The organism is Veillonella sp. Ser01 (assembly GCF_053850375.1).
Map to the genome: position 1 here is coordinate 211,669 of NZ_JBSPUA010000001.1, position 13,984 is coordinate 225,652.

The following is a 13,984-nucleotide window of genomic DNA, read 5'->3' on the forward strand; positions in this document are numbered from 1 at the left end:
ATGTAAAAACACAATGCAAGCTTTAATTAATTATATTATTTTGCTGGTACTACCATTTAAAAATAATTTTTAAGGACAGATATAAGTCATTTTAGAGATACTACCAGTTAAAAGTAATTTTGCTAAGTAGAGATATAAGCTGACTTAGAGATACTACCAGTTAAAAGTAATTTTGCTAAGTGGAGATATAAGCTGATTTAGAGATACTATCAGTTAAAAGTAATTCTACTAAGCGGAGATATAAGCTGATTTAGAGATACTACCAGTTAAAAATAAATATTTTTAACTGGTAGTATCTGGAAAATAGGTTATGTATGGAAAATTTGTAAAATGGTAAAGGAGTGAGTCTATTGGCGCGATTACGATTACGTGAGGTTAGTGAGAGTGAAGAAGGTTTTAATCGATTAGAGCGAGCTATGCGATACGGTAAACGGTTAAAGTTAGCCAAAAGAGTTCCTAGAGATGTATTTATGCCAGAGGATAAGAAGTTATGGTTTTTATTTGAGCGTATATATACGGTGATTCATGATAAGGAGGTTGCTGTATTAAGATGTTTTGGGTTGACACCGATGCAATATAATGTGTTGGAGTTTGTCTATGTTTCGTCGTGTAAACCAACATTGGGCTTTATAGTGGATGAGTTACGAGTGTCGTATGGAAATTTATTTGCAGTTGTAAAAAATTTAACAAAGAAAGGTTTATTGACTTGTAGTGTGTGTTCAATTGATAGACGATCTAAAAGTCTTGCTTTAACTTATGAAGGAAAGCTTTTATTTGAAGAAGTACAAGTTGTGCATGATAAAGTATTAGGTAATATGTTTTCAGCTATGCGCAAAAATAAGAAGAGTGATATTAAATCTGATCTAACATTTATACTTAGACATTTTAGTCCAGAAAAAATAGAGTAAGAAATAGAGTAAGTATTGAAGTAAGCGATAGAGTGAGTGAGCATAATAGATAAAGTGGGGATATGGAGTAAGTTAACCAGTTAAAACAAAAAATCCTACAATTTTTGTTAATAAGAAATTGCAGGATTTTGATGTTTTGTTAGTTAGTTTTAAGCTATACCAATCCAGTGCCAGTATGTAAGAGCAAATACGAGCATCATTACATAGCCAATAATAGTCAATGGAATGCCTGTAGTCATAAATGTTTTTACGTCGAATGTGTCGGTACCGTAAGCTACCATACCTTGTGGAGAGTTTACTGGTAATACTAGACCGAAGCAGATAGAATATTGCATAAGCATGGTTACGCCGATTGGGTTAAGACCTTCTGCGTTATGTCCAACTACAATAGAAATTACAATAGGAATCATGGCAGAGGAGAGAGCTGTAGCAGATGCAAAGCCTAGGTGGATAACAATGAGGAAGGCCGCCATTACAGCAATTAAGATGAATACGCTGGCACTTTCAAGGGAGAAGGCGTTTACGAATACTTGAGCAAGCCAAGTGGCTGCCTTTGTTTTCAGTAATACAGATCCAAGGCCGATACCAGCACCAAACATAACGATGGAACCCCAGTCGATGTTTGGCTGTGCAAATTTCCAATCCATAATGCCAATCTTAGGGAAGAAGAACAATGCGATAGCTACAATTGTTGTAGTTGTTGTATCGATAGAATGTAGCTTGCCACCAGTAGCCCACAATGCGAGAAGACCGATAGAGATACATAACAGTTTCTTTTCATCCATGCTCATAGGACCGATTTCTTGGCGCATTTTAGCAAGCTGTACATCGCCACCTACAAGTTCTTTGAACTCTGGCTTAATTAATGCTTGTGTTAAGAAATAGGCGATGATAACCATAATGATGGAGAATGGAGCCGCTGCTGTGAGCCAATCTATCCAGCTAATAGATGTATTCATCTGTGTTTGCATAAAACCTACTGCTACAAGATTTTGAGCTGCAGCTGTTTGAATCATAATATTCCAGAACGTATCGGCCTGTACGGCACCTACCATGAGTAGAGCGGCTACGCGGCTTTTACGTTCAATACCTAAGTTTTCAACAATACCGATGATAATCGGTGCTAAGCAGGCAATACGCGCTGTTGCACTGGGTACGAAGAAGGCGAGGATAAGTCCTGTAATAATAACACCTAAATAAATACGACTTACCTTAGTACCAACGCTAGACAGTACTAACATGGCAATACGACGATCGAGACCTGTTTTGCGCATAGCTACAGAGATAAACATAGCAGCACCTACAAGAATCATGGCTGGTGAAGAATAACCAGAAATGATAAGCTTCAAGGCATTGGCTGTGCCCATCGCCTTAGCAGGTGCTTCGGGATTCGGTGAGAATCCTAATAGTAAAGCGGTAAGTGCAGTAATCATGGTGGCACTTACTGGATAGGAAACAGCTGAGGTCATCCATAAGATAATGGCAAAGGCTAGTACACCAATCATACGATGACCGCCGGTAGATAATGTTTCCGGTGTAGGCAATAATAAAATACCGCCTAAAACAATAAAGGATAAAATAAGTCCAATATTTTGAGCAGTTGTACGCGCCTTTTGAGGAGGGGCAGTGGTTGTTACACTCATAATAAAACTCCTTTCAATTTGTGTAATACCTATTACTGTATAATAATAAATAAGGTAAACTATATAAACTAGACTATCCTATAAAGTTTAGTATCCTATAAAGTACATTATTCTATAAAGTAAACTATATAAGCTAGACTATTCTATAAATATTATTGTATCGTATTTTCTATAGAATTAGTTGTATAATTTATAAGAATATTGTATACATAAAGAGAGAACGGTGTCAGTAAGTATACCTATATACAGAACTTATAATGTCTGTTATACTATAAGAGTTGTAATAACAAATTCATTGTTAAAAGCTCAATATTTTTTGTTGACTTTCACCAGTCAATTTGTTATTATAATTAAGTAATTTATGAAGCAGAGGCCATCCGCCACTCACCTAATACCATGAAGTATGAGGTTAATATAGAGAACTCTATTCGGATGGTGTTTGCCGTCCGTTTTTTTTATTCTCTTGGAGGTGAACGCTATTAGCAAGGATACACCACGCATTAATGAAGAGATTCGTGCTCGTGAACTTCGTGTCGTAGGTCCTGAAAACGAACAAATCGGTATCATGTCTGGCCGTGAGGCGTTGGCATTAGCTGAAGAAAAGCATCTTGATCTTGTGGAAATTGCACCTAACGCTAAACCACCAGTAGCTCGCATTATGAACTACGGTAAATATCGTTATGAACAACAAAAACGCGAGAAAGAAGCGAAGAAGAAACAAAAAATCGTAACTTTAAAAGAAGTTAAGTTACGTCCACATATTGAAGACCATGACTTTTACGTAAAAATGAAAAACGCATCCAAATTCTTGGGTGAAGGTAACAAAGTAAAAGTAACTATCATGTTCCGCGGTCGTGAACTTTCACATCCAGAACTAGGCATGGCAGTATTGACACGTTTCGCTGAAGAACTCAAAGAAACAGCGTCTATTGAAAAAGCAGCTAAATTAGAAGGTCGTAACATGACCATGATTTTAGTAAGTAAATAATGTTTTGGGAGGATTATAATTATGCCAAAAATTAAAACTCGTCGCGCAGCGGCTAAACGTTTCGCAGTAACTGGTACTGGTGAATTCAAGCGTGCAAAAGCTTTCAAAAGCCACATTCTTGAGAAAAAATCTCCAGCTCGTAAACGTAATTTGCGTAAAGCTACATTGGTTGCAAAAGCTGACCACAAACGCGTAGCTAAATGCTTACCATACGCTTAATCGTTAACTATTAGATCGATATATCGTAATTTAGGAGGAATATACAATGGCAAGAGTGAAAAAAGGCGTTACAGCTCATGCACGTCATAAAAAGATTTTAAAATTAGCTAAAGGTTACCGCGGTACACGTTCTCGTTTGTTCAAAAAAGCTAACGAAACAGTAATGAAAGCGTTGTACTACGCTCGTCGTGACCGTCGTGCGAAAAAACGCGAATTCCGTCAATTGTGGATCGCTCGTATCAACGCAGCGGCTCGCATCAATGGCACAACTTACAGCCGTTTCATCGCTGGTTTGACTAAAGCAGGCGTTGAAGTTAACCGTAAAATGTTGGCTGACTTGGCAGTTAACGATGCAGCAGCATTCGCTAAACTTGTTGAAGTAGCTAAAAACGCTTAATAGCATAACAATACAGACTAAGGACTCTCTTTGGAGGGTCCTTTTTTGCATGGTGAAAGTATGCTATAGTGAAAATACAATCGTGTTGTGTAAAAGCGGGAGAATAGAGGAGGAGTAGGTAATGGAACAGTTATTTTATCTGTTGATACCGTTAGGACTTTGTTTGTTCTATTTGGGTATTAAATACACGATTCGCTTTGGTAGAGCTAAGATGCTCTATGAGATGCCTTATGTAAATAAAGAAGGCACTTTTACTTTAGAGCGAGCAGGAACGTATGGGGTGTGGCTTAGTGGAAAAATGTTTACAAAGGCGCCTATTGGTGAATTTGGGTTTAACTTAGTTGATGAAACAACGGGAAGGACCATTCCTTTATTTCTATCTTTTATGCGTGCCCGGGTTAATAGTTTAACTCACTCAAGAATGGAACTATATACCTTTGATGCGGGTCCAGGCACCTATAGACTGTCCATTACAGAAGATCCTTTTGTACTAGATACAGTTATGAAAAAAGTAGGCGATAAGGTGATTAAAGGAGCGGTTGATTATAATCAATTTACTATACAAATCTATACACATACTTCCTTTGTTTTAAGGTTTATATCAATTTGGATGATTGTACTTGGACTTATTATTGCTGTATTAGGCGGAGTTCTTCCTAACACTTTAGTGTGAAATAGTAGATAGTTTTAGCTATTTTATATAATGAATAAATTATGAGAAAAGTGAAATAGAAAAAGAGGAGTTTTATCATAGCCTGTAGAAGTAACACAGTAATAAACCTATTTAAGGTGCTTGTAAAAGGAGACATTATTATGGGAATCTTTAAAAAGCTATGTATGACCTCTATGCTAGGTGTTATGATTGCTGTGCCTACATATGCAACTGTTGTTACAGGTAGTCAATCTGATGTAAACATGGAATTAAAATATCCATTGGTATATACCAATAATATGTTTGCACAAAAAGCAATTAATACAGACATTGCTAACTATGTTTTATATGCGAAATCAGTTTATTACGATCAACATGCGTACCAAGTAAAACAAAATTATAAAGTTACCTATGAAGATGCTCAAGTAGTATCTATCTTGTTAACTACATATCACTATCATGCTGGTGCCGCACATGGAATGTATAACACTAAAGGCTTAGTATATAACAAGATAACTGGCCAAAGAATTCCGTTATATAACTATGTGAAAATTGCTAATCCACAACAAATAGAACGGGGCATTAATTCTGGTATATTGCGCTTCTACCGTGAAGATCATAAAAAAGCAGATCTATTACCTAATTGGAATGTAGAATATGTTTCTGACAACTACTACTTAAAAGGTAAAGGCGCTATAGGTCTTGTATACCAACCATATGAATTGGGACCATACTCTTATGGGAATACATTCGTTGAATTCTCACCAAATGCCATTGAATACTTTAACCGTATGAATGGTTAGAGAATAGTAATTGGTAGATTGAGTTCTAATTAGAAATTTGAAATAGTCATAAAAAAGCCTGTAATACTTAGATGAGTATTACAGGCTTTCATATAATGAAAGAAATAGTTCATTATGCGATATTCTAGAGTTATAAAGTTATAAAAGTCTATATAAATAGGTAAGAGAGAAGGAAATATAATGAAAAAAATACTTATTATTTTATTATTGTCTTGTATAGTATTACCATTACAAATTCAGGCTATATCTATGCAAGATATAAAGATTAATAAAAATAATATTTCTATTATTACAGGTAAGAACTCTATCACATATTTTGTAGATAAGAGTTCTATTAAAAGTATTGAAGAAGATCAATCTATTTATAAAGTTCAAGCAGTTGTATATGAGGTTGAAAATAAAAATAGTCATAGATTTAATCCATATATTCATAAGGTTTTAGTTACATATCGATATGATATAAGATATACAGTAGCTAGCATATTGCGTATACCACAGTATTCACAAGATTATTCTTTACTTATTTATGCTAAACAAGCTAGTTCTGGCATGAGATTGACTATGAATAGTATAGAAGACTTTAATTATGAAGGTATCGCTTTTGCTAACTCTAATAATAGGGAAGAACAATACGTTGATGTAGCTTTACATGATCCTAAATATGTAGTAGGAAATTATATTTTTAAAGAAGCATATGGCAGAAGTTTTGAAAATATGATACCAGTTAAGAACTAAATTAAAGAAAATTGTTTTATAGATTACTATTTTATGGAGAGCTGTATATGTTAAAACGATTATTACTAAGTGCTGCAATATTAAGTGCTGTGGGTGTATCTAGTTATGCTGTTGATGTGAATATTCCCGGTGCAGATCCATCAATTTCAAAGGATGCATACCAAAACTATCGTAAAACTGATAAAACTGCTAGGGATATGGAAGTAGATGTAGGTAGTCAAATTAAGGCAAAATATACTAACAATATGCCTGGAAAATGGTCAATGGATGAGTTAGTATACATTACTGAGGAACTGAATCATTCCGTTAATTTCTCGTCCTCTGTTTTTATTCTTAAAGATAATGGCGCAAATATAAAATTTACGATGCCTGTGAGTAGTCAGTTTGGTAAAACTGTGAAAGGGGACCCATTAACTACAGATGTTAAAAAGGGAAATATTCTTTTGATTGATGGAAATTTACATTATACCATTCGTAGGGATAATGTAAATTCCATAAAAGAAAACTCCTTTTCATATCCTACTATTAAACATGCTACATGGGAGATTAGTCCAACTCAAACTGGTGCTTTAGAAGGGGCAATTAACTTTAGCATTAAATCAGAGCCTTCGATGTACTATCGTATAAGTTATGATTTATCTAAAAAAAGAGAAGTAGAACTGTTAAAGAAACATGATCAGGAATATGTGTATAAAGAATTAATGTCTCCTTTAGTTAATTATGTTTTACCATCTATTGAACCAGCTAAACAATTACTTTCCAAAACTAAACCGATAACTATAAATGGATTTACATTCCAAACACTAAAATCAAGCAATTTGGAATACCATGGTCCTGATAATGATGCAATTTATATTTATGATGGTAAAAGTTATCGTGAAGGTATTATGGTAAGAGAATTAAAGCCAGAGGAGTTAGCAAATCGCCATAAAATTAACTCTAAATTAATACAACATTTCATTATGTATAAGCCTTACTCTGATTATAAACCAATCCAATACGCTACTGTATGGAATGATGCTACTCCGGCCATCTATATGGAGGTAGATCGTTCTACATCTAGAATGTACATTCAATCGCTGTATGACGATAAATATTTATATACACACTTTATAATGGCGAACTCTGAGTATGAGACGCCAGCAAAAGATCTACGTGACATAGTTCAATATGTAGATAATGCAAATGATGCAGATAAATACTCAAGAAGTCTACCAGGTATGGCAGCTATACCAAAAGATATGTTTGATATGGACTTTATTAAAACGCGGTAGGAAATTATGAATCGTAATGAATTACTTCAATACATACAACAAGAATATGTCTGTGATATTGATTATTCATGGGAAAGATACCCTGACTATATAGTAATCCGACGTAGAGATAATCAAAAATGGTTTGCTGGAATTTTTGATGTTAAAGGCCATCAAGTAGGTCAAGATACAAATGAACCTATGGATATAGTCAATCTAAAATGCGAACCCGACTTGATTCCTAATCTGATCCATGAAAATGAAATCTATCCTGCCTATCATATGAATAAACAACACTGGATATCGGTGGATATTGAAGGATATGAAGATATAGAGAAACTTAAAATGCTAGTGGATATGAGCTATCAGTTGGTGGGGCATAAATAGCCAAATTTATTAATAGGTACTATTTTAATATTTTTCTTATCTTCTGAAAGTATATGACAAAAGCCTATAGTACATATATCGTACTATAGGCTTTATCGTGTTTATATTATTATCTTCTGTATCCGCCACATCCTCTAGTATTAGAGTTTGAACCGCAATAGTTTTGATTGTTATTGTTACATGGTGCATAGTTAGTATTGTTTGCATTGTTATTGCAGTTGTATTGTGTGTTAGTATTGCAATTGTACTGAGAGTTATTGCATACATAATCGTAAGCAAATCCTGTAGATACAGCTGCGGTTACGGCTAAAGCAGTCATGATGAGTATACGTTTTGTAAATTTCATAAATATCATCTCCTTGTTCCTATAAATATATTATACTACTATAAGTCAAATGAAATATGATATTCTATATATATAGTATTTGAGAGAATTTAGGAGGGAAATAATTAAATGAAAAAGTTATTATTAGCATTACTAGCTGTTAGCACAATTGCTTTTAGTTGTCAGGCAAGAACATCTGAGTTAGTTGGTAAAGGTGAGGGCTACGGTCCTTACAATGGTTGGGTTGTTGCGGATATGTCTATAAATGATGGTGTTGTATCTGAAGTAGCAGCATATTCTATGCGTACATTTAAGGATTATGGACTAGTTCCTGTGGCTTATTGTGCATCTGGTGGAAGCCATTTAGGCACTTACTATATATTTTATGTAAATCCATACCATGATTCATTAATTATTGGGAGAGAAGCTGGCGTGGCTTCTCATGTTAATCCATTTGCTGCGAAATCGAAACCATTTGATAAAACTGGTGAGTTTATTCGTTATACAGATATGGAAGTTAATCAGGATTTATATAGAAAAATAATTAATGTGGCTAAGGCTGAATTTGATAAATATCAACAAATGCTAAAGAAGTAGAGTGTAAGTATCTGACTTTAGAATATTATTTTATTGATGAAAAGTGCTTGATGAATGACTTGAAAGAATGAAGCAAAAACGCAATTGTTAAGGGACATTTTGCTCTATATTCTTTTTGATACTTGATTGTACAGTATTTCAAGAATATGTCATACTAGATATATTATATAAAAATCAGATGTTTTAAGTTCGAATAGATATTTATAGATATTAAACACAATACATAGGGGAGCGTATAAATGCTTAAGGGACAGAATGTAAATTTATTTTTATTAGACGGAGAGGTTACTGGTCGTATTAAATGTACTTTAGCGAATTGGACCGGTTTAGTTTATAAAATACCTAGATCCTTATTAGATGAATCTAAAGAGATTAGTGCATTACATCAAAGTGCAATCTATATGTTATTTGGTATGGATGATAATAATGAACCATTAGTATATATTGGTCAGGCTGGAATTCGTAAAAATGATGATGGTGTATTACAGCGATTAAAAGAACATGATACGGATGGCAGTAAGGACTTTTGGACAGAGGCTGTAGTGCTAACAACTTCGAACGATAGCTTTGGTCCTACAGATTTAAATTTTTTGGAGAATCGTTACTATAAATTGATTAAAGAAATCAATCGGTATAGGGTCTTTAATGAAAATGAACCCACTCTAGGAAATGTAACTGAAGAAAAAGTTAGTGAGTTATTAGCGTATGTAGAGTTCTCAAAGTTACCAATAGGATTATTAGGTAAGAAAGTTTTAACACCAATTGATGAGTTGGCTGACTCAGGTCGTAGCGAGGGTGAGATTATTTATACTATGACTCAAAAAGTTGGTAATGAAGTGATTACTGGTTATGCTAAAGAAACTAATGAAGGTTTTTTACTTTTAAAAGGAAGTAAAGTTTCTCATAAGACTGCTCAAACTATATCTGAGTCACTTAAACTAAGACGTAAACTTGCAAATAAAGATAATAATAATTGTATTATCGAAGATATTTTGTTTAATAGCCCTTCTACAGCTGCTATGTTTTTGATCGGTCAAACCGCTAATGGATTACTTCTTTGGAAAAATAAGGAAGGCGTGAATTTAAAAGAAATACGTAATAGAAACAATAATATCTAAATTAAAATTGCATTTTTAAAAATTACAAAATTATATTTGATTTTACATAAATTACACTGTATAGTTTAATTAAAAGTTATACAGTGTAATTTTTTTACATGCAAAAATAAAAATAAAATGAAAATTATCTTTAAGGAAGAGGTGATCTAGTGTATATTAAAGATATATTTCATAGTAATACAGGGGTATCACAGTATCGACTAGAGGAAAGTACTAGTGAAAAAGCAGTGTTATATACATTGTATGGCCAGAATGAATTGTATGAAGATTTGACTGGTGTACCTGGACCTATGAGTGATAGAAAACAAATTCGTACAGAATACAAAGGTGCTACTCTTAAAACAGGTGATTTAATATTTAGTACAATATCTGGCATGGCTACAATTGTTACTGCAGATCATGAAGAGTATCTTTTTACTCAAAACTATGTTCGGATGGAACCGTTAAATACACCAATAGACAAAAAATTTATGGCTTATTTGATTAATGAGAATCCTAAAATTAGAAAGCAGTTCAAACAAAACTTACAGGGAAGTCAGGTTGTACGATATAGTCTAAGCTTGTTAAAAGATATACAGTTACCAAAACTACCGTCAATAGAAGTGCAACGGATTATGGGGGATATTTATTTTAAACAATTACGACTAAGATCATTAAAACAGCGTGTGGCAGATAACACATATCGGAAAGCAATTATTATGTTACAGGGAGTAAATTAATATGACAGAGCTAGAATTTGAAAATAAATTAATTGAGCAATTATCAACTGGGATTGTTATTAATACAGCTAATACAAAACAAACAGGCGATACAATAGATGCTTATGGTAATATGAAGGTTTATAAAAGTAAACTTTGGAAATATGAGCCAACTATAAAAACAACAGAGGCTCTTTGGGAGAATTTCCGCAAGATTTTATATCAATTGAATCAAAATCAATTGACACAACCATTAAGTGATATGGAATTTAAACAAGTTCAAAAGGTAATTAATGAACTATACACTCCATATCAAGCAGGACAGTTCCTATATGGTATCAATGGTGTATCCCAAGTAGAGGTCGACCTAGATGATGGCCGCCATGTATTTTTAACAGTATTTGATCAAAAACAAATTGGGGCAGGTAATACTGTTTACCAAGTGGTTAGCCAAGTTAAGAGAGAACCACAAATAGCAGGTCGCCCAGAACGTCGTTTTGATACAACACTACTCATTAATGGCTTGCCAATTATCCAAATTGAGGAAAAATCTGTAAAACATTCTGTAGATGAAGCATTAAATCAAATGCATCAATATATTCAGGAAAAACAGTACAGTGATATTTTCTCAACAGTTCAAATTCTAGTCGCGATGACTCCAAATCGAATTAAATATATGGCGAATACTACCGCTGATTTATTTAATAAAGATTTTGCGTTTGAATGGCAAAATCCTAATGATAATAAGGTTGTTCGTAATTGGACTACCTTTGCAGATATGTTCCTTAGCATACCCATGGCGCATCAAATGTCTACATTATTTACCATTCTTGATGGTACCAAGAATAAACAAATGCTTAAGGTTATGCGCCCTTACCAAGTGTATGCCACAAAAGCAGTTTTAAATGAATTAAAACGTGCTGATTTTGATTTACCAATTAATAAACTGGGCTATGTTTGGCATACTACAGGTTCTGGTAAAACGATTACTAGTTTCAAAACTGCGTGGCTGGCAAGTCGCATGCCAAATGTAGATAAGGTGGTATTCGTCGTTGACCGTATCGCGTTAACGAAACAAACTGAAGCAAATTATAAGGCGTATGACCCTGAAGGTTCTATTGATATTGATGGTAAACAATTCGATACCGTTGGTGGAACAGAGAATACTTCAGCCTTAAAGAAAAAATTAAATGAAAAAGGGTATGGCATCATTGTTACCTCTGTACAAAAACTAAATACTCTCATTAATCGTAAAGACTTTGTGGTACCTAATAAGAACTTTGTGTTTATTGTTGATGAGGCACATAGGTCTACCGGTGGTGAAAGCTTTGAAGATTTACAAAAAGTATTCAAAGGTGCTGCTTGGGTTGGCTATACAGGAACACCTATGTTTGATAAGGTGGTCGGTAAAAAAGGTACTAAGACACATGAGGTTTTTGGTAAGTTGTTACATGCGTATACAATTCGTGAAGCTATTGCAGATAAAAATGTATTAGGTTTCAAGGTAGATTTCGAAACTACAATTGCAGAAGACAAAATGAAACTTGAATACTTACCGAAGTTCTATGCAAAGAAATATCCTAATTGGAATGAACTCGATATTGAACGAAAGATTGCTAATCTTACTGATGATGATATGGATGATATGATAGAGCCTAGTTTCTATGATAATAATCAAGATCACGTAAAATTGGTTGTAGAAGATATCTTTAAAAACTGGAGAAATCGTTCTAATGATGGTGCTTATAACGCTATGCTTACTACACATGTAGGTGGAAATAGACCAAGTACACCAATGGCACTAATGTACTTTGAAGAATTTGAACGAGTGAATCAAGAACGCCAAGAGCAAGGACTTCCTACATTAAAAGTTGGTATTACTTTTAGCATGAGTACTAACAATAGTGATAACCAGTTAGCTACAAATGATGGTCTATTACGTGCTATGAAACATTATAATAAAATGTTTGGTACTAGTTTTGGCCTAGATGATGTATCAGGTTATACACAAGATCTAACAACACGCTTAAATCGTACAGCGCAAGATGGACAATATTTAGATATTGTTATTGTTGTGGATCAATTATTGACTGGTTTTGATGCACCGCAACTAAATACACTTTACGTAGACCGTACCTTAAAGGATGCAATGCTAATTCAAGCTTACTCAAGAACAAATCGTATTGCCGATAATCAAGGAAAGCCATGGGGCCGTATAGTCAATTATAGATGGCCAACTAAGAACGAAGAGCTCATGAATCGAGCCCTAAGTATTTATGCCAATAAGCACTCTGCAGATGTACAAGATACATTAGTAGATACAAAAGTGTTAGTTGATAGTGGTGTTTTAGCTAAACCTTTCAAAGAACAATTTGAAGAAGTAAAACAAGTGATAGATCGTCTTGCAGATATGACCGATAACTTTACAGAAGTTCCTGCTAGTGAAGCTAAGCAAGAAGAAATGTTTAATCTTATGCGTGCATATAGCAATGGAATGTCAAAGCTAAAACAATATGATCCAGAGGTTGTTAATGGAGAAGACATCGGATTTGATTATGACAATCCAGATGAACTTGTTACATTGCTGGGAATGACACCTGAACAAGAAGAAATGTTAACCACGTCTCTATATAACGACTTGAAAGAACGTATTGCTGAAAATCATGATGTACCAGTTGCTCAAATTGAACTACGTATGATACATGTAAAGCAAATTAGTGTTAACTATGACTATCTCACTGAATTAATTGAAGCGTTAATGAATGCTGTTCATGAAAAACGTATGGATGTAGCTGCGGATTATTGTGAAAAAATTAATGATTTTGCAATGGCTTTAGATGATCGTCAATATGCAAAACGAATTAATAATGCGGTTGATGCAATCTATAAAGGTACGTATCCACCAGAAGGAAAAGATATCCAATATCCTGTAAAGTTAACTAGTTTGGAAGTCATTGAAGATGTAAATACAATGATTATGAAAGATGATATTTTCGATTTCCGCTTAAAATGGGGAATTATTGATGTTATTAGTAATGACGAAATATTAGATCTATTTTCTCGACATACAGCCGGTAAACAGGATTTAGATAGTACCGGTAGAATTAGTAAGCTAAAAAAAGAGGCGCGTGCAGAATATCAAGCAAAAGCACAAGATGCGGATATTGTAAGCCTTAATAAAATTAAATATGGTAATGAACTTGTGGCAGCTTTATATAAATTTGCAGATTTTTATGTTAATGAAAGGTAGTGTTGTTATGA

General features: G+C 34.0%; 15 protein-coding genes. 13 read left to right on the top strand and 2 right to left on the bottom strand.

Annotation, left to right across the window (positions count from 1 at the left end):
• Positions 1–350: 350 nt before the first annotated feature.
• On the top strand, positions 351–908 hold the full coding sequence (locus ACWTVK_RS00980; protein ID WP_456045657.1) for a MarR family winged helix-turn-helix transcriptional regulator: 558 nt from the start codon (positions 351–353) through the stop codon (positions 906–908).
• Between the two features lie 149 nt (positions 909–1,057).
• Here ACWTVK_RS00980 and ACWTVK_RS00985 read toward each other — a convergent pair whose 3' ends face one another.
• Positions 1,058–2,551: a DASS family sodium-coupled anion symporter gene (locus ACWTVK_RS00985; RefSeq protein WP_456045658.1), complete on the bottom strand. Its 1,494-nt coding sequence runs from the start codon at positions 2,549–2,551 to the stop codon at positions 1,058–1,060.
• A gap of 469 nt (positions 2,552–3,020) precedes the next feature.
• Between ACWTVK_RS00985 and infC the strand changes: the two genes are divergently transcribed.
• From infC to ACWTVK_RS01025, 8 genes are all read left to right on the top strand, one after another.
• The gene (infC, locus tag ACWTVK_RS00990; protein ID WP_005386139.1) at positions 3,021–3,539 is read left to right on the top strand and encodes a translation initiation factor IF-3; all 519 of its coding nucleotides are present in this window, start codon (positions 3,021–3,023) and stop codon (positions 3,537–3,539) included.
• A gap of 21 nt (positions 3,540–3,560) precedes the next feature.
• A complete protein-coding gene (gene rpmI, locus ACWTVK_RS00995; RefSeq protein ID WP_004696338.1) occupies positions 3,561–3,758 on the top strand; it encodes a 50S ribosomal protein L35 in 198 nt (65 codons plus the stop codon).
• A 46-nt stretch (positions 3,759–3,804) separates the two neighbouring features.
• Complete coding sequence (gene rplT / locus ACWTVK_RS01000; RefSeq protein ID WP_005376311.1) at positions 3,805–4,155, top strand: 50S ribosomal protein L20; 351 nt, start codon at positions 3,805–3,807, stop codon at positions 4,153–4,155.
• Positions 4,156–4,276: 121 nt separating this feature from the next.
• Entirely contained in the window at positions 4,277–4,828 is a 552-nt protein-coding gene (locus tag ACWTVK_RS01005) for a hypothetical protein (RefSeq protein ID WP_456045659.1), read from the top strand.
• 140 nt (positions 4,829–4,968) lie between these two features.
• Positions 4,969–5,610, top strand: coding sequence for a PdaC/SigV domain-containing protein (locus ACWTVK_RS01010; RefSeq protein WP_456045660.1), 642 nt, complete (start codon positions 4,969–4,971; stop codon positions 5,608–5,610).
• A 180-nt stretch (positions 5,611–5,790) separates the two neighbouring features.
• A complete protein-coding gene (locus tag ACWTVK_RS01015; protein WP_456045661.1) occupies positions 5,791–6,345 on the top strand; it encodes a hypothetical protein in 555 nt (184 codons plus the stop codon).
• 47 nt (positions 6,346–6,392) lie between these two features.
• A complete protein-coding gene (locus ACWTVK_RS01020) occupies positions 6,393–7,619 on the top strand; it encodes a hypothetical protein (RefSeq protein WP_456045662.1) in 1,227 nt (408 codons plus the stop codon).
• 6 nt (positions 7,620–7,625) lie between these two features.
• Positions 7,626–7,985: an MmcQ/YjbR family DNA-binding protein gene (locus ACWTVK_RS01025; protein WP_456045663.1), complete on the top strand. Its 360-nt coding sequence runs from the start codon at positions 7,626–7,628 to the stop codon at positions 7,983–7,985.
• Between the two features lie 109 nt (positions 7,986–8,094).
• Here the strand turns inward: ACWTVK_RS01025 and ACWTVK_RS01030 are convergent, their stop codons facing one another.
• Positions 8,095–8,331 (bottom strand): hypothetical protein, encoded by a 237-nt coding sequence (locus tag ACWTVK_RS01030; RefSeq protein WP_298631266.1) that lies wholly within the window; start codon positions 8,329–8,331, stop codon positions 8,095–8,097.
• 108 nt (positions 8,332–8,439) lie between these two features.
• Between ACWTVK_RS01030 and ACWTVK_RS01035 the strand changes: the two genes are divergently transcribed.
• From ACWTVK_RS01035 to ACWTVK_RS01050, 4 genes are all read left to right on the top strand, one after another.
• Entirely contained in the window at positions 8,440–8,907 is a 468-nt protein-coding gene (locus ACWTVK_RS01035; RefSeq protein WP_456045664.1) for a hypothetical protein, read from the top strand.
• Positions 8,908–9,146: 239 nt separating this feature from the next.
• A complete protein-coding gene (locus tag ACWTVK_RS01040) occupies positions 9,147–10,025 on the top strand; it encodes a GIY-YIG nuclease family protein (RefSeq protein WP_456045665.1) in 879 nt (292 codons plus the stop codon).
• Between the two features lie 149 nt (positions 10,026–10,174).
• Positions 10,175–10,744 carry a restriction endonuclease subunit S gene (locus ACWTVK_RS01045; RefSeq protein ID WP_456045666.1) on the top strand — a complete coding sequence of 190 codons (570 nt, stop codon included), beginning with the start codon at positions 10,175–10,177 and terminating at the stop codon, positions 10,742–10,744.
• Position 10,745: 1 nt separating this feature from the next.
• Positions 10,746–13,973, top strand: a complete 3,228-nt coding sequence (locus ACWTVK_RS01050) for a type I restriction endonuclease subunit R (protein WP_456045667.1) — start codon at positions 10,746–10,748, stop codon at positions 13,971–13,973.
• The last annotated feature ends 11 nt before the right edge of the window (positions 13,974–13,984 follow it).